This is a genomic window from Phenylobacterium aquaticum, assembly GCF_022695515.1.
Lineage (GTDB): Bacteria > Pseudomonadota > Alphaproteobacteria > Caulobacterales > Caulobacteraceae > Phenylobacterium > Phenylobacterium aquaticum.
In genome coordinates, this window is the sequence record NZ_JALDPT010000045.1 from 1 (window position 1) to 16,047 (window position 16,047).

Here is a 16,047-nt window from a genome sequence, read left to right on the forward strand (position 1 = left end):
GGCTCCTCGGCGGCGCGTGGTTCGTCCCCGCGGCGTCCGCGACGGCGGCGACGGCGTCCGCGACGGGCGCCGCGATCGCCTTCCTCGTCGTCATCCGAGGCGGGCGCATCGGCGGCGGGGGCGCGGCCGGAGGCGCGAACCGGACGGTCGTCGTCCTCGTCCTCATCCTCGTCGTCGCTGTCCTCGCTGACGATGTCCTCTTCGTCTTCGTCCTCGTCCTCATAGGCGGAGTCATCGAAGTCGTCGTCGGCGGGGGCGTAGGCCTCCAGCGGCTTCTGACGGGCGATGATCGCGTGCTCGGGACGCGGCTCGCTGGCGGTCCGCTCGATCTCGTGATCGGAGTGAGCCAGGACGTCGTCGATCAGGATGGTGACGAACAGGCCGAGCGTCTCGTGGATCCGCGCCAGGTGGTTGCGCTTCTCGTTGAGAATATAGAGGCCGACGGCGCGCGGCACCTTGAGGGTGGCCTCGCCGCCGCCCTTCAGGGCTTCCATCTCGATGGCGCGCAGGGCGGCCAGCGCGCTGGACTCCACCGAACGGACCCGGCCGGTGCCGGCGCAGTGTTCGCAGACATGGGTCGTGCCTTCCAGCACGCCGCTGCGGCGGCGCTGGCGGCTGATCTCCATCAGGCCGAAGGTCGAGATCTTGCCCATCTGGATGCGGGCGCGGTCGTCCTTCAGGGCGTCCTTCAGCTTCTTCTCGACCGCCCGGTTGTTCTTCGACTCATCCATGTCGATGAAGTCGATGACGATCAGGCCGGCGAGGTCGCGCAGACGCAGCTGGCGGGCGGTCTCTTCGGCCGCTTCCATATTGGTCTTGAGCGCGGTCGCCTCGATGTTCCGCTCGCGGGTGGCGCGGCCGGAGTTCACGTCGACGGCCACCAGGGCCTCGGTCTGGTTGATCACCAGATAGCCGCCGGAGCGCAGGGGCACGGTCGGCGTATAGATCTGGCTGAGGTGGTCCTCGATCTTGTGCTTCACGAACAGAGGGGTCGGCTCGCGATAGGCCTGAACCTTCTTGGCCTGCGACGGCATCAGCATGCGCATGAAGTCGCGGGCTTCCTTGAAGCCGGCCTCGCCCTCGACCCAGACCTCGTCGATGTCCTTGTCGTAGAGGTCGCGGATGGTCCGTTTGACCAGGTCCTCTTCCTCATAGATCAGCGCCGGCGCCACCGAATGCAGGGTGGTGTCGCGAATGTTCTCCCACAGGCGCAGCAGATATTCGTAGTCGCGCTTGATCTCGGCCTTGGTGCGCTTGGCGCCGGCCGTGCGCACGATCAGACCCATGCCTTCCGGCACGTCCAGGCTCTGGACCACGCCCTTCAGGCGCTTGCGGTCGGTGATGGTGGTGATCTTGCGGCTGATGCCGCCGCCGCGGGCGGTGTTGGGCATCAAGACGCCGTAGCGGCCGGCGAGCGACAGATAGGTGGTGAGCGCCGCGCCCTTGTTGCCGCGCTCTTCCTTGACGACCTGAACCAGCATGATCTGCCGGCGGCGGATCACTTCCTGGATCTTGTACTTGCGCATCAGCCGCCGGCGGCGCCGGGCGACTTCCTCCTCCATGACGTCATCGTCGTCATCGACGTGATCGTCCTCGTCCTCGTCGTCGCCGTTCGACCGGGCGCGGGCCTCGTGAGGCTCGTCGTCCTCCTCGGCCTCTTCGCGCATGAGAGCTTCACGATCCGCGACCGGGATCTGGTAGTAATCTGGATGGATTTCGTTGAAGGCCAGGAAGCCGTGACGGTTCCCGCCGTATTCGATGAAGGCGGCCTGGAGCGAGGGCTCCACGCGCGTCACCTTCGCCAGATAGATATTGCCTCTAAGTTGCTTGCGGTTCTGACTTTCGAAATCGAATTCTTCAACCCGGTTCCCGTCGACCACCACCACACGCGTCTCTTCTGCGTGCGCGGCGTCGATAAGCATCTTCTTCGTCATAAAGTGAATCTCCGTGGCGCGCCGCGAACCCGCTGGCCGGGCGCCGCCTATTTGTCAGGAGGGCGCGCGCGCATCCGCCGGTCGCGTCGAAGACGACGCGGGCGGTGCTAGGCCGGAATATGGCTCGAGCGGCGCTGCCCATAGTGTGTTTCCCAGGCGCGCTCGAAGGATTGCGAGCGCGGATCGGATGATGCGTGGTGGCCGAAAAGTCGGTAGCCGACGCAGGCTGTTTTGCGCGGACGGCGCCCTGGCGAAGCCGTGGGCGATCACACGCGGGGCGACATTGCAACAAAGGGGCGGAAAAGGAAAGGCCGCGCTCTGACGGCGCGCTTAACCGTTTGTCTACCCGCTTTGGGTCTATAGTGAAGTCCCAAATACGATAATCGAGTGGGTCGGTGGGTTTCAGTATGCTGTCGCGGGTTGGCGGCCTTGTAATGCGGAGTGGAAAGCGTGGCCTGGCGGCCTTGATCGCCGGGACGCTTTGCGTCGCCGTGGCCGCTGTGTCCCAGGCTTCGGCCGCGGGCGGCGGCGTGCTCAAGGTGCGCCTGGGCGGCGACCGCGCCGAGACCCGCATCGTCATCGATCTCGACCGTTCGGCCACCGGCAAGGTGATCGCCGACGGGGCCGAGGACCACCGCCTGATCCTCAGCCTGCCGGGCGTCAACGTCGATTCCGCCTTGCAGGGCGGGGGCCAGGGCCTGGTCGGCGCCTGGGTCATCGACCGCACCGCCACCGGCGCGCGCCTCAAGGTGGACCTGTCGGGCGACGCGGTGATCAAGCGTCGCTTCCTGCTGCCGCCGGCTGACGGCGCGGCCACCTATCGCTATGTGATCGACCTCGCCTCCGAGGCCGCGCCGACGAGGCCGCCGTCCGTGACGCGGCCCGACGGGGTCACCCTGATCTCCCAGCCCATGCCCATGCGGCCGCCGCCGCTGGCCCTGAAGAAGATCGTGGTCATTGACGCCGGCCACGGGGGCAAGGACCCCGGCGCCATCGGCGCGACCGGCTACGAAAAGGATGTCACCCTGGCCGCGGCCCTGGCGCTGAAGGCGCGGCTGGAGCGCTCGGGCCGCTATCGCGTGGTGATGACCCGTGATTCGGACGTCTATGTGCCTCTGGAGAACCGGGTGCCGATCGCCCGCCGGGCCGGCGCCGACCTGTTCATCTCGCTGCACGCCGATTCCGGTCCCAACACCGAGAACCGCGGCGCCAGCGTCTACACCCTGGCCGACCGCGCCGTGAGCCGCTCCGCCAAGCTGGTGTCCAAGGACGACTGGTTCATGAAGGCCAGCCTGCAGGGCGACCGCGGGGTGTCCGGCATCCTGTTCGACCTGACCCAGCGCGCCACCAAGAACCGCTCCGCCAGCTTCGCCGAGATGCTGCTCGACCGGATCAGCGACAGCGACATCAAGCTCCTGCGCCGCAGCCACCGCGAGGCGGGCCTGGCCGTGCTGCTGGCCCCCGACGTGCCGGCCGTGCTGCTGGAGATGGGCTTCGTCAACAATCCCGACGACGAGTCCTTCCTGCGCGACCCGGGCGGTCGCGGGAAGATGATGAACGCGGTGGCCGACTCCATCGACGCCTATTTCGCGCAAGAGACCCGGCTGGCCGCGCGCTGAGGCGGGGGCCTGCGTGGCCCTCTGCGGGAATCGACTTCCCCTTTCTCGAAACGCGCTCTAGACGAAGATCGTGCGGGAAGTGGGCCCCCGCGGAGGTCTGTCAGTCTTGAACCCCCCGGAAAGATGGGTCGCGGTCGCCGGCGTCACGGTGCTCAGCGCTATCGCCGTGGCCGGCCTGGCCATCGCCATCTATGCCGCGTGGCTGTTCCACGACATGCCCGACGCCAGTGATCTGGTGGACTATCGCCCGCCGACGGCCACGCGCGCCTATGCCTGGGACGGCACCCTGATCGGCGAGTTCAGCCGCGAGCGGCGGATCTTCGTGCCTTACGACAACATCCCGCCCCAGCTGGCCCAGGCCTTCCTGGCGGCCGAGGACCATTCCTTCTTCCAGCATGGCGGCGTGGACGCGGCCGGCCTGGCGCGCGCCATGGGCAAGAACGTGCTCAATGCGGTGCGCGGCAAGCGGCTGGAGGGCGGCTCCACCATCACCCAGCAGGTCGCCAAGAACGTCCTTCTGACCAGCGACGCGACCGTCGGCCGCAAGCTGAAGGAGGCGATCCTCGCCCGCCGGCTGGAGCAGACGCTCAATAAGGAACAGATCCTCGAGCTCTATCTGAACGAGATCTGGCTGGGCTATCGGTCGTTCGGCGTCGGCGCAGCGGCCTACAACTATTTCGGCAAGTCGATCTCCGACCTCAGCCTGGCCGAATGCGCCTATCTGGCCGCCCTGCCCAAGGGGCCGGACAATTATCATCCGATCCGCCGCAAGGCCCAGGCGATCGCCCGGCGGAACTGGATCCTCGGCCAGATGGCCGAACTGGGCTGGGTGTCCAAGGCGGACGCCGAGAAGGCGATGAAGGAGGACCTCAAGGTCCAGCTCGCCCCCAGCCGCGCCAAGTATCGCGACGCCGACTTCTTCGTGGAAGAGGTGCGTCGCCGCGGTCTCGCGACCCTCGGTCCCCGCCTGAACGAGGGCGGCTACTACATGCGCACCACCCTCGACCCCGCCATGCAGACGGCGGCGCGGGTGGCCCTGATGCACGGCCTGGAGACCTACGACCGCCGCCACGGCTGGCGCGGGGCCTGGGGCCACGTGACCATCCAGCCCGGCTGGGAAGCGGTCGCCAAGAAGGCCCAGGGCCCGGCCGAACGTCGCGCCTGGCGCGCCGCCGTGGTCACCGAGGTCAGCGGCGGGGTGCGGGTCAAGGTCGCCGAGACCGGCCAGACCGGCTCGCTGATCGGCGAGGACGTGGCCTGGGCCAAGGCCGGCAAGGGACTGAATGTCGGCGACCTGATCTTCGTCGAACCGGCGGACACCGGCGGCTTCCATCTGCGCCAGGTGCCGGCGGTGAACGGGGCGATCGTTGCGATGGAGCCCAACTCCGGCCGGGTGCTGGCCATGGTCGGGGGCTATTCGTTCTCGCTGTCCAACTTCAACCGCGCCACCCAGGCGATGCGGCAGCCGGGCTCGTCCTTCAAGCCGATCGTCTATGCGACGGCGCTGGAGAATGGCTACACGCCGGCCAGCATCGTCATGGACTCGCCCATCACGCTGAAGGGCAATGACGGGACCGACTGGTCGCCGGAGAACTACAACAAGAAGTTCTATGGCGCCCTGCAGCTGCGCAAGGGCTTGGAGCTGTCGCGCAACGCCATGACCGTGCGCCTGGCCCAGGGCGTCGGCATGCAGAAGATCCGCGACCTGGCGATCAAGCTGGGGGTCGTGCGCGACATGCAGCCGGTCCTGGCCATGGCCCTGGGCGCCGGCGAGACCACGCCCTTCAAGTTGACGGCGGCCTACGCCTCCTTCGTCAATGGCGGCCGCAAGATCGAGCCGCACCTGATCGAGGTCGTCCAGGACGGCCAGGGCAAGACCATCTTCCGCGCCGACAAGCGCGACTGCCCGCGCTGCGGCACGGGCTTCAACGGCGACGAGAGCCCGCGGATCAATCCGACCGGCGACCAGATGTTCGACCCGATCACCGCCTATCAGATCACCTCAATGCTGCAGGGCGTTGTCCAGCGCGGCACGGCGACCTCGGTCTCGGTGCTGGGCCGGCCGGTGGGCGGCAAGACCGGTACGACCAATGAATACCGCTCGGCCTGGTTCGTCGGCTTCACCCCGCAGATCGTCGCCGGGGTGTTCGTCGGCTTCGACGACAACCGCAGCCTCGGGGAAGGGGAGACCGGCACCGTCGACGCCGCCCCGATCTTCACCGAGTTCATGCAGACCGCGGCCAAGGACCTGCCCAAGGACGACTTCAAGGCGCCCAAGAACGCCAAGTTCGCCATGGTCCGCGGCATCCGCGAGGCCTTCCGGCCCGGCACCGAGCCCAAGGTGGTGGACACCGGTCTGCTGCCCGCCGGGCCCGTGCCCTACAACTTCGTGCCTGCGAACCAGCTGCCGCCGACCGCCCCTGCGGCCGCGCCGGCCAAGAAGCAGGACGACATGAACGGCTTGTACTAGGGCGCGGCGCGCCTTAAGTCCCCGCCCTTACGCGTTACCGGAGAGTCCCATGAGAGCGGATGTCGAGGCTGCCAAGGCCGACATCGAGCAGTCGATCGAACTGCTCAGGAGGCGTCTTTGACTGGGAACCTGCCCTTCGAAAACTCGATGAGCTGAACGCCCGGGTCGAGGACCCGACGTTGTGGGACGACGCCACGGCCGCCCAGGCCCTGATGCGCGAGCGCACCCGACTGTCCGCCTCGGTGGAAGCCGTGCGCGGCCTGGAGCGGGATCTGGAGGACGCGCTCGGCTATGCCGAGATGGCCGACGAGGAGGGCGACGAGGCCAGCCTCGACGAGGCCCGCGCCCAGCTGAAGGCGATCAAGGAGCGCGCCGCCCGCGCCGAGCTCGAGGCCCTGCTGTCCGGCGAGGCCGACGGCAACGACGCCTTCGTGGAAATCAATTCCGGGGCCGGTGGCACCGAGTCCTGCGACTGGGCCGGCATGCTGCTGCGCATGTACACCCGCTGGGCCCAGCAGCACGGCATGACCGTCGACTTCCTGGAAGAGACCCCCGGTGAACAGGCGGGCATCAAGTCGGTCACCCTGCAGATCAAGGGGCCCAACGCCTATGGCTGGCTGAAGACCGAGGCCGGGGTGCACCGCCTGGTGCGCATCTCGCCCTTCGACGCCGCCGCCAAGCGCCACACGAGCTTCGCCTCGGTGTGGGTCTATCCGGTCGTCGACGACGCCATCGTCATCGACATCAATCCGTCCGACGTGCGCACCGACACCTATCGCGCCTCGGGCGCGGGCGGCCAGCACATCAACAAGACCGACTCCGCCGTGCGCCTGACCCACATTCCGACCGGGGTGGCCGTGGCCTGCCAGATGGGCCGCTCACAGCACCAGAACCGCGAGGAAGCGTGGAAGATGCTGCGTGCGCGCCTCTATGAGCTGGAGCTGCAGAAGCGCGAGGCCGCCGCCCAGGCGCTGGAAGACCAGAAGACCGACATCGGCTGGGGCCACCAGATCCGCTCCTACGTCCTGCAGCCCTATCAGATGGTCAAGGACCTGCGGACCAATGTGGAGACGTCAGACACTCAAGGCGTGCTCGACGGCGATCTCGACGCCTTCATGGGCGCGAGCCTGGCGCAGCGGGTGGGCGTGACGCGGGAAGGCTAGAGGCGGGGCCTAGATGGCCGCCGCCGGGTCTTCGGCATATCCCGGGTCAGGTCCGAAGCGGTTGGCGCCGCGCGTGCCCTCCAGGATCATGAAGATCAGCAGGATCAGTTGCCCGAAGAAGGGGATCATCCCCACGAGCAGCCACCAGGCGGAGCGATCGGTGTCGTGCAGGCGTCGGACGGCGACCGCCAGGCTGGGGATCAGCACATAGAGGCAGAAGACGAAGTAGCCCAGGTGGACGAGCCCGGAGAACGGGTTGCCCCACATGTGGTGATAGTGGTGATGCCCCCATCCCCAGCCCCACATGCCGAACCAGAATCCGCCGCCCCCGCCGACGATCATCACGGCGAGGTGGACCAGGACCAGGAACAGGACGAACTGCCAGTACTCGCCGCGGCTCGCGCGGCCCTGGAAGTCGGCGTATTTCCGCAAGGGTTCGAACATCAACGGCATGGCGTGACCTCGATCTGATCGAAGTCACTCTAGGCCAGGTTGGCGCGGGCGCAATGACGCCCGTCAACGACCCTAGACGGGCCGGGGCGCCGGCGGCGCGCCGCCTTGGGCGGCGACCGGGGTCGGGGCGGGCTGGCCCTGGGGCGCGACGGGGCGCTGGAACTTCAGGCTGCGGCCCTGGAAGAAGGCGCCGGTTTCCATGGCCAGCTGCTCATGGGTGATGTCGCCGTCGATATAGGCGGTGCCATAGAGGCGGACCTGCTTGGAGGTGATGGCGCCGATGATCCGGCCGCGGGCCTCCACGGCCTCGGCGTAGACATTGCCCTCGATGTGGCCGGTCTCGCCGACGGTCAGCTTGCCGACCCGCACGTCGCCGCGCACCACGCCGTCGATCTGGACCTCGCCCTCGCCGGTGACGCCGCCCTCGATGACCAGGTTTTCCGAGATCAGCGAGGCGGGCTTGGGCGCAGCCTTGCGCGCCGCCGCCGGATCGGCGGGCAGGGGCGCCGGCGGCGCATCGAACTTCACGGGGGGCTTGGCGGGGGGCTTAGCTTGCTTGCTGAACATAATCGCCGGCTTTCACAAAGCGGTCCGGGTTCTGGGCGCGTCCGTTGACCCAGACCTCGTAATGAAGATGCGGCCCCGTTGAGCGGCCGGTGGAGCCCATGGCCCCGATGCGTTGGCCCACGGCGACCCTTTGGCCGACCTGGACGCCGATCGCCTGGAGGTGGGCGTAGCGGGTCTTGAAGCCGCCGCCGTGGTCCACCTCGATGGTGTTTCCATAGCCGGAACGGACGCCGGTGAAGGACACCACGCCGGGCGCGGTCACATAGATCGGCACGCCGAAGCCGCCGACGAAATCCAGGCCCGAATGGAAGGCCGGATGCCCCGTGAAGGGATCGAAGCGCACGCCGAAGCCGCTGGAGGTCCCGGTGTGGTTGGTCGGCCGGGCGAAGGGCAGCTTCTGGGCGGCGTCGGAGAGCGATGACGCCTCCGACAGATTGGTCGCCGCGTGCTGGATGCGCTCGGCGAAACCCTCATCCACGTCGAGCACGGCGGCCAGCGCACGGGGATCCTTGGCCTCGATCAGCGGGCCGCCCAGGGCGCCGCCCTTGGGCATGTAGGAGGAGGGGGTCAGGCCGGCCAGACGGAAGGCCAGGCGCAGGCGGTCGGCCCGGCCGCGGGCGAAGTTGTCGGCGGCGTCGATCAGCCGCTCCTGGCTGGCGCGGACCAGCTCGATCCGGCGCATGGGGCTGGCGCCGGCCGGCGCGACGCTGGCGCGGCGGATGGTCGGGCCGAGCGCCTGGACCACGCCCGGCTCGCCCTTGATGTCGGTCAGCAGCATCGCCAGCGCCGCATGGCGCTTCTCGATGGTCAGGGCGACGTCGTCGATGGAGCCGTTGGTGGCGTTCAGCTGGGCGACGGCGCTGTTCAGGCGGGCCTGACGGTCGGCGATCCAGCGTTCGTATTTCGCCTGGGTGCGGGCGATTTCCTGGTCGGTCGCCGAGAGCGCCATGGCGTTGACCATCATGGCCGCCGTGCAGATCCCCATCCACAGGGCGCAGGCCGCCACGACGCCCGCAGCCATCAGCTGCTTTCCGGTCGTCAGGACGAAGGCGCGCATCTCGCCGCCGGAGCGGACATAGAGGTGGCGTTCGGGGAAGAGCTCTTCGAGCGATCGGCGAAGGCGCGCAAAGCGTGTCATGCTCACCGCATCGGAAACGGAACTTAAGGCTCCGGCGATATGCAATGAGAATGCGGGGCCGCGCAAGGCCCTTCGCGCCAGGAGGGAGCCCGCGACGTTCGCCCCTCGACTGTTAACGAGAACGGTTATCGAAGCGTAAATGGCGACGCTAGGCGTCTAATGAATTCAAGGGGTCGCGACGGCCACAATCGGCGGCGACGCGACATATGTACAACAGCCAGAACGTGCGTTCGGGTGGCGCCCCAGCGCTCCGATCCCGGGCGCGGCGCACGGTCGCAGCCGCGGAAAGCTTAGCCTTAAAGGGATTGCGCGGCCTTGAGCACCTCGGCCGCGTGGCCGGGTGTCTTCACCTTGCGCCACACGCGGACGATGGTCCCCTTCGCGTCGACCAGGAAGGTCGAGCGGTCGATGCCCATGTACTGGCGGCCGTACATGCTCTTCTCGACCCAGGAGCCGAAGCGCTCAATGACCGCGCCCTCGGGATCGGAGCCGAGGGGGATGGTCAGCCCGTACTTGGCGGTAAACTTCCTGTGACTGGCGACCGAGTCCTTCGACACCCCCAAAACGGTGACACCCGCCGCGCCAAAATCCCCGGCCAGGGCGGAGAAATCCTGGGCCTCGCGGGTGCAGCCGGTCGTGTCGTCCTTGGGGTAGAAATAGATGACGTAGGGCTTGCCGGCGAAGTCCGCCGAGCGGATCGGCCCGTCGACGCCGGCCAGTTCGAATTCCGGCGCCTTGGTTCCGGCTTCCACGCTCATCGTCGTCTCCATCACAGCTGAGCTGCAGTTAGGTCGCGCGACGCGGAGGAGCAAGCCCTCCCGCCCCACGAGGGGGCGGGGGGGATGTCTCAGACCGGCTTGACCAGCACGATCTTCTTCTTGCCCGCCGCCAGCTTGACGACCCCGCCTTCGAGGTCGGCGGAGGTGATGGTGCGGTTGGCGTCGGCCTCGGCCTTGTCATTGACCCTCAGGCCGCCGCCCTGGGCCAGGCGCCGGGCCTCGCCGCGGGATCCGGCCAGGCCGGCGTCGGCGGCCAGGGCCGCCAGGACGATGCCTGCCTCAAGCTCCGCCGCCGGCACCTCGTGGGTCGGCAGGTCGGCCGAGAGCGCGCCCTCCTCGAAGGCCGCGCGGGCGGCGGCTTCGGCGGTGGCGGCGGCCTCGGCCCCGTGCAGCAGGGTGGTGGCGGCGTTGGCCAGCACCTTCTTGGCCTCGTTGATCTCGGCGCCCTGCATGGCGGCGTAGCGCTCGACCTCGTCCAGGGGGATGTCGGTGAACAGCTTCATGAACCGCGCGACGTCGGCGTCCTCGGTGTTCCGCCAGAACTGCCAGTAGTCGTAAGGCGAGCGCATGTCGGCGTTCAGCCAGACGGCGCCGCCGACGGTCTTGCCCATCTTCTGGCCGGAAGCGGTCGAGAGCAGGGGGGTGGTCAGGCCGAAGGAGGGCTTCTGGTCGACCCGGCGGATCAACTCCACCCCGTTGACGATATTGCCCCACTGGTCGGAGCCGCCCATCTGCAGGACGCAGCCGAACTTCCGCTCCAGCTCCAGGAAGTCCACCGACTGCATCAGCATGTAGTTGAACTCGAGGAACGTCATCGGCTGCTCGCGGTCGAGCCTGGCCTTGACGCTGTCGAAGGCCAGCATGCGGTTGACCGTGAAGTGCACGCCGTAGTTCCGCAGGAACTCGACATAGCCGAACTTCGACAGCCACTCGTCATTGTCGACCATGATCGCGTCGGTGGGGCCGTCGCCGAAGGTCAGGAACTTCTCGAACGTCCCGCGGATGGTGGAGATGTTGCCCTGGATCTGCTCGTGGGTGAGCAGGGGGCGCTGACCGTCCTTGTCGGTCGGGTCGCCGACCTTGGTGGTTCCGCCGCCCATCAGCACGATCGGCTTGTGACCCGACTGCTGCAGGCGCCGCAGCATCATGATCTGGATCAGGTGGCCGACGTGCAGGCTCGCGGCCGTGGCGTCGAAGCCGATATAGGCCGTGATCGGTCCCTTGGTCGCCGCCTCGTCCAGCTCGGTCGGATGGGTGATCTGATGGATGTAGCCGCGGGCCTGCATGGTGCGCAGGAACGCGGAGGTGAATTGGGGCGCGTCGGTCATGGAGCGGGGCTCTAGCACGGGGTCGTCAGGATGATCGAGAGGCATGGGGTCAGGTTCCGGCGATAGGCCGGAAACCGTGGCTTCCTTGCGGGGGAACGGCGCCGACCGGGTGAGGGTGGCGCAAGGGTTCGTCCGCGCCGGCTCTAGGAGCGGCGGTAATAGGCGCAGGTGCGGGGCGCGGCGGCGATCATGGGGCTAGCTAGCGGGCGGGCCTGGCTCCCGTCAAGCTTTGCGCCTGGCGCGGCGAATTAGGCTCCACCTCGGGGCGAGGCGCCGCTAGCATGGCCGCATGCGTCTTGCGTTGCTCAGACATCCGGACTCGCAGGGCGCGGCCGTGACGGGCGTCGAGGCGACGATCAGCTGGCCGGCGCCCGGCCGCCTGGCCCTGGCCTATGAGGTGCGGGGGGCGATCTCCGACCTCCTGCTGCCGGCTCCGGCGCTGGGCGAGCGCACCGACGAGCTGTGGCGTCACACCTGCCTGGAGGCCTTTGTCGGCGAGGCGGGCGATCCCGGCTATTACGAATTCAACCTTTCGCCCTCGACCCAGTGGGCGGCCTACCGGTTCAGCGGCTATCGCGCGGCCATGGCGGCGGCGGAGATCGCGGCGCCGGCCGTCGGCTTTACGGCGGGGGCGGACGCCTGCGTCCTGACCGCGACCCTGGCCCTGGATCAGCTGGCGGACCTGTCGCCCCAGGCCGACTGGCGACTGGCGCTCACCGCAGTGATCGAGCAGAGGGACGGGGCGAAATCCTACTGGGCCCTGGCCCATCCACCGGGCCGGGCGGACTTCCACCACGAGGCCGGCTTCATCCAACTTGTGACCCCGACAGAGCGCGCATGAAATTTGGCCTAGATCGACTTCTCGCGGACCCGCAGCTGCGCGCGCCCCTGGCCGGCCGCCGCGTCGCCCTGGTGGCCCATCCCGCCTCGGTCACGGCGGACCTGACCCATGCGCTGGACGCGCTCTGCGCCTGCCCGGACCTCAACGTCACCGCCGCCTTCGGCCCGCAGCACGGCATGCGCGGCGACAAGCAGGACAACATGATGGAGTCCCCGGACTTCAATGATCCCGTCCACGGCGTGCCGGTGTTCAGCCTCTATGGCGAGGTGCGCCGCCCGACGGGGCAGATGATGAGCACCTTCGACGTGGTGCTGATCGACCTGCAGGACCTGGGCTGCCGCATCTACACCTTTGTCACGACCCTGCTCTACATGCTCGAGGCCGCCGCCGCCGAGGGCAAGGAAGTCTGGGTGCTCGACCGCCCCAATCCGGTCGGCCGCCCCGTAGAGGGCCTGACCCTGCGCCCCGGCTGGGAGAGCTTCGTCGGGGCCGGCGCCATCCCCATGCGTCACGGCCTGACGCTCGGCGAACTCGGCCACTGGTTCATCAAGACCTTCGACCTCAAGGTTCCCTACCGGGTGATCGAGATGGAGGACTACCGGCCCGACGAAGGCCCCGGGTTTGGCTGGCCGCTGGGCGAGCGGACCTGGGTCAATCCCAGCCCCAACGCCCCCAATCTCTGGATGGCCCGGGCCTATCCCGGCACGGTGATGCTGGAGGGGGCGACCCTGTCCGAGGGACGCGGCACCACGCGGCCGCTGGAGCTGTTCGGCGCCCCCGACATTGATGCGCGGGCCGTCGTCGCCGAGATGCGGGCCTTCGCGCCGCAGTGGCTGGAAGGCTGCATCCTGCGGGAATGCTGGTTCGAGCCGACCTTCCACAAGCATGTCGGCAAACAGTGCAATGGCGTGCAGATCCACACCGAGACCGGCTACGACCACGCGGCCTTCAAGCCCTGGCGCATCCAGGCGCTCGCCTTCAAGGCCATCCGCCGGCTCTATCCCGACTATGAGCTGTGGCGGGATTTTCCCTATGAGTACGAGTTCGGAAAGCTGGCCATCGACGTGATCAATGGCGGTCCGGGCCTGCGCGAATGGGTCGATGATCCGGCCTCGACCGCGGCGGATCTCGACGCGGTCACCGTTCCCGATGAACAGGCCTGGGTCGAAGAACGCCGGCCGTTCCTGATGTACTGAGTCACTTCCCTCGCCCCGCTTGCGGGGAGAGGGCAGGGTGAGGGGCGCGCCGCGAAGCGGTGCGTCTTTGTGCGGATCAGGGAATGCGGGGGGTCAGCAAGACCCCCTCACCCAAACCCTCTCCCCGCGACGCGGGGCGAGGGCTTAAGGGCGCGGCTAGGCCGGGTTCGCTTCCAGGCGCTTGTCGAGATAGGCGCCGACGCGGCGTTCGACTTCGGGCAGGTGCTCGGCCCAGAAGTGGGTGGCGCCGTCCACGACCTCATGATCGATGACGATGCCCTTCTGGGTGCGCAGCTTGGAGACCACGCGCTCGACCTCGACCGGCGGGGTCACGGTGTCAGCTGAGCCATGCAGCATCAGACCCGAGGCCGGGCAGGGGGCCAGGAACGAGAAGTCGTACATGTTGGTCGGCGGCGAGACCGAGATGAAGCCGTCGGTCTCCGGCCGGCGCATCAGCAGCTGCATGCCCACCCAGGCGCCGAAGTCAAAGCCGGCGACCCAGCACTGCGAGGCGGCCGGGTTGGTCGACTGCAGCCAGTCCAGCGCCGTCGCCGCATCGGCCAGTTCGCCGATGCCGGAATCGAATTCGCCCTGGCTGCGGCCCACGCCGCGGAAATTGAACCGCAGCACCGAGAAGCCGCGCTTCATGAACAGGTGAAACAGCTGCACCGCGACCGGATGGTTCATCTGGCCGCCCGCCTTCGGGTGCGGGTGCAGGATCAGCGCGATCGGCGCCGTCTCCGTCTTGCCCGCCGAATATCGACCTTCGATCCGCCCCGCCGCACCGGTCAGAACCACCTCAGGCATGCCACCCTCTTATTCGCGTCGCCAATAGTTGACTAATGCGCTGGGTCTTCCTAGATCGCGACCATCCGGTCCCGCTCCGGCCGACGCCTGCGCAAGGCGGCGGCTATTAGCACAAGGGGTTCCCCGGATGCTCGAAAAAACCGACGTGGGGTTCCCGCTACCATGCGCCTCAGCACCAAGGGTCGCTACGCTGTCATGGCCATGGCCGATCTGGCCCGCCGTCAGGGCGACGGATCGTGCGGCGAACGCGCGGTCAGTCTGGCCGACATCGCCGAGCGTCAGCAGATCTCGCTGTCCTATCTGGAGCAGCTGTTCGCCCGTCTGCGCCGCAAGGGCCTGGTGAAGAGCCTGCGCGGTCCCGGCGGCGGCTATCTGCTGGCGCGCGCCGCGGAGGAAACCAACATCGCCGAGATCGTCACCGCCGTGGACGAGCCCCTGCGCGCGACGCGCTGCGGGGTGAAGACCAAGGGCTGCATGATGAAGGGCGAGCGCTGCATGACCCACGACCTGTGGGAGGAGATGGGCCGCCAGATCGAGGGCTATCTGGCCTCGGTTTCGCTCGCCGACGTCACCCAGGGCCGACTCAGCGCCACGACCCGCGCCGCCGAGGCCGCCGTCGCATGAGCGTCTATCTCGACTATAACGCCACCTGTCCGGTGCGGCCCCAGGCGATCCAAGCGATCGCCGAGACCTGGGCCGGGTGGGCAATCCGTCCTCGATCCACGCCGCCGGCCGCGCCGCCCGCGCCGTGGTGGAGTCCGCGCGCAACGACATCGCCGCCCTGGTCGGCGGTCCGGCCTCGACCGTGGTCTTCACCGGCTGCGGGACGGAAGCCAATGCGCTGGCCATCGACAGCGCCGTGGCCACCGGCTCGAAGCGGCTGATCGTCAGCGCCATCGAGCATGACAGCGTCATCGAAACCGCCAAGGTCTCCGGCGCGGCGGTGGAATATCTGCCGGTCACCGCCGACGGCGTGGCCGATCTCGCCTGGCTCAAGGATCGTCTGGCGCGTTGGGACGCCGCCGACGGCCGGCCCTTCGTCGCCTTGATGCTGGCCAATAACGAGACCGGCGTGATCCAGCCGGTGCTGGAAGCCTCCGAGCTCGTCCGCGCCGCCGACGGCTGGCTGCATGTCGACGCCATCCAGGCGGCCGGCAAGATCCTGACCGACAGCCGCGCCATGGGCGCCGACACGCTCGCCATCTCCGGTCACAAGTTCGGCGGGCCCCAGGGCGTGGGCGCTCTGACCTTCGGCCCCCGCGCCACGCTTGTTCGACGCCAGCATGGCGGCGGGCAGGAGCGCGGCCGCCGGGCGGGCACCGAGAATGTCGCTGGCATAGCCGGCCTCGCCGCCGCCGCCCGCGCCGCCATGGTCGAGGCCATTGATCCCGCCCCGCGCGACGCCGCCGCGGAGGCTCTGAAGGCGCTGGGCGCCGTGGTGATCGGCGAGGCGTCGCCGCGCCTGCCCAATACGTTGTGCGTCGCCATGCCGGGCTGGAGTTCGGATCTGCAGGTCATGGCGCTCGACCTCGCCGGCCTGATGGTCAGCGCGGGTTCGGCCTGTTCCTCCGGCAAGGTGAAGGCCAGCCATGTGCTGGTCGCCATGGGGCTCGACGAGCTCGGCGGCTGCGCGATCCGTGTCTCCGGCGGCTGGGGCACGACCGCGGCCGACTGGGCCGGCTTTGTCGAGACCTGGTCGAAGTCCCATTCCCAGTTCGTCGCGCGTCACCGCGCGCCGGCCGCTTAGGAGCG

Annotated in this window: 13 protein-coding genes and 1 pseudogene; 7 read left to right on the forward strand and 7 right to left on the reverse strand. The window is 68.4% G+C overall.

All coding sequences use genetic code 11. From position 1 onward, the window contains the following. The coding region (locus MQH10_RS23100; protein ID WP_242566339.1) for an Rne/Rng family ribonuclease at positions 1–1,934 on the reverse strand (1,934 nt) is incomplete at its 3' end. A 434-nt stretch (positions 1,935–2,368) separates the two neighbouring features. On the opposite strand from MQH10_RS23100, the gene MQH10_RS23105 reads away from it, so the two are divergent. The 3 genes from MQH10_RS23105 (at position 2,369) to prfB (ending at position 7,186) form a co-directional block, all read left to right on the forward strand. Continuing rightward, on the forward strand, positions 2,369–3,553 hold the full coding sequence (locus MQH10_RS23105; protein WP_242566340.1) for an N-acetylmuramoyl-L-alanine amidase family protein: 1,185 nt from the start codon (positions 2,369–2,371) through the stop codon (positions 3,551–3,553). A 106-nt stretch (positions 3,554–3,659) separates the two neighbouring features. Continuing rightward, a complete protein-coding gene (locus tag MQH10_RS23110) occupies positions 3,660–6,023 on the forward strand; it encodes a penicillin-binding protein 1A (RefSeq protein ID WP_242566341.1) in 2,364 nt (787 codons plus the stop codon). Positions 6,024–6,072: 49 nt separating this feature from the next. Next, positions 6,073–7,186, forward strand: a protein-coding gene (prfB, locus tag MQH10_RS23115; protein ID WP_242566342.1) for a peptide chain release factor 2 whose coding sequence is annotated in 2 segments (ribosomal slippage) — positions 6,073–6,141 and positions 6,143–7,186 — 1,113 coding nt in all. Because the reading frame shifts where the segments join, the coding sequence is not laid out codon by codon here. A 9-nt stretch (positions 7,187–7,195) separates the two neighbouring features. On the opposite strand, the gene MQH10_RS23120 is transcribed toward prfB, so the two are convergent. From MQH10_RS23120 to tyrS, 5 genes are all read right to left on the reverse strand, one after another. Then, positions 7,196–7,639 (reverse strand): DUF805 domain-containing protein, encoded by a 444-nt coding sequence (locus MQH10_RS23120; RefSeq protein ID WP_242566343.1) that lies wholly within the window; start codon positions 7,637–7,639, stop codon positions 7,196–7,198. A 72-nt stretch (positions 7,640–7,711) separates the two neighbouring features. Beyond that, positions 7,712–8,206: a bactofilin family protein gene (locus tag MQH10_RS23125; protein WP_242566344.1), complete on the reverse strand. Its 495-nt coding sequence runs from the start codon at positions 8,204–8,206 to the stop codon at positions 7,712–7,714. After that, positions 8,187–9,350: a peptidoglycan DD-metalloendopeptidase family protein gene (locus tag MQH10_RS23130; protein ID WP_242566345.1), complete on the reverse strand. Its 1,164-nt coding sequence runs from the start codon at positions 9,348–9,350 to the stop codon at positions 8,187–8,189. The genes MQH10_RS23125 and MQH10_RS23130 overlap by 20 nt, the downstream gene beginning before the upstream one ends. Before the next feature lie 290 nt (positions 9,351–9,640). Continuing rightward, entirely contained in the window at positions 9,641–10,102 is a 462-nt protein-coding gene (locus tag MQH10_RS23135) for a peroxiredoxin (protein WP_242566346.1), read from the reverse strand. 89 nt (positions 10,103–10,191) lie between these two features. Further along, on the reverse strand, positions 10,192–11,496 hold the full coding sequence (gene tyrS, locus MQH10_RS23140; protein ID WP_242566347.1) for a tyrosine--tRNA ligase: 1,305 nt from the start codon (positions 11,494–11,496) through the stop codon (positions 10,192–10,194). Between the two features lie 244 nt (positions 11,497–11,740). Here tyrS and MQH10_RS23145 point away from each other — a divergent pair, with 244 nt between their 5' ends. Both MQH10_RS23145 and MQH10_RS23150 read left to right on the forward strand, forming a co-directional pair. Further along, on the forward strand, positions 11,741–12,292 hold the full coding sequence (locus MQH10_RS23145; protein ID WP_242566348.1) for a DOMON-like domain-containing protein: 552 nt from the start codon (positions 11,741–11,743) through the stop codon (positions 12,290–12,292). Continuing rightward, positions 12,289–13,488 (forward strand): exo-beta-N-acetylmuramidase NamZ family protein, encoded by a 1,200-nt coding sequence (locus tag MQH10_RS23150; RefSeq protein ID WP_242566349.1) that lies wholly within the window; start codon positions 12,289–12,291, stop codon positions 13,486–13,488. The genes MQH10_RS23145 and MQH10_RS23150 overlap by 4 nt, the downstream gene beginning before the upstream one ends. Positions 13,489–13,644: 156 nt before the next feature. On the opposite strand, the gene MQH10_RS23155 is transcribed toward MQH10_RS23150, so the two are convergent. Further along, on the reverse strand, positions 13,645–14,295 hold the full coding sequence (locus MQH10_RS23155) for an alpha/beta hydrolase (RefSeq protein WP_242566350.1): 651 nt from the start codon (positions 14,293–14,295) through the stop codon (positions 13,645–13,647). Positions 14,296–14,457: 162 nt separating this feature from the next. On the opposite strand from MQH10_RS23155, the gene MQH10_RS23160 reads away from it, so the two are divergent. Both MQH10_RS23160 and MQH10_RS23165 read left to right on the forward strand, forming a co-directional pair. Beyond that, positions 14,458–14,919 carry an Rrf2 family transcriptional regulator gene (locus tag MQH10_RS23160; protein ID WP_242566351.1) on the forward strand — a complete coding sequence of 154 codons (462 nt, stop codon included), beginning with the start codon at positions 14,458–14,460 and terminating at the stop codon, positions 14,917–14,919. Next, positions 14,916–16,042 (forward strand): annotated as a pseudogene (locus MQH10_RS23165) (cysteine desulfurase family protein). The gene MQH10_RS23160 and the pseudogene MQH10_RS23165 overlap by 4 nt, the downstream one beginning before the upstream one ends. Positions 16,043–16,047: the final 5 nt, after the last annotated feature.

Bases quoted from the DNA above. Each gene is read 5' to 3' on its own strand.
- MQH10_RS23155 (WP_242566350.1), bottom strand. From the start codon at position 14,295: ATGCCTGAGGTGGTTCTGACCGGTGCGGCGGGGCGGATCGAAGGTCGA.
- tyrS (WP_242566347.1), bottom strand. From the start codon at position 11,496: ATGCCTCTCGATCATCCTGACGACCCCGTGCTAGAGCCCCGCTCCATG.
- MQH10_RS23150 (WP_242566349.1), top strand. From the start codon at position 12,289: ATGAAATTTGGCCTAGATCGACTTCTCGCGGACCCGCAGCTGCGCGCG.
- MQH10_RS23120 (WP_242566343.1), bottom strand. From the start codon at position 7,639: ATGCCGTTGATGTTCGAACCCTTGCGGAAATACGCCGACTTCCAGGGC.
- MQH10_RS23125 (WP_242566344.1), bottom strand. From the start codon at position 8,206: ATGTTCAGCAAGCAAGCTAAGCCCCCCGCCAAGCCCCCCGTGAAGTTC.
- MQH10_RS23145 (WP_242566348.1), top strand. From the start codon at position 11,741: ATGCGTCTTGCGTTGCTCAGACATCCGGACTCGCAGGGCGCGGCCGTG.
- MQH10_RS23135 (WP_242566346.1), bottom strand. From the start codon at position 10,102: ATGAGCGTGGAAGCCGGAACCAAGGCGCCGGAATTCGAACTGGCCGGC.
- MQH10_RS23160 (WP_242566351.1), top strand. From the start codon at position 14,458: ATGCGCCTCAGCACCAAGGGTCGCTACGCTGTCATGGCCATGGCCGAT.
- MQH10_RS23105 (WP_242566340.1), top strand. From the start codon at position 2,369: ATGCGGAGTGGAAAGCGTGGCCTGGCGGCCTTGATCGCCGGGACGCTT.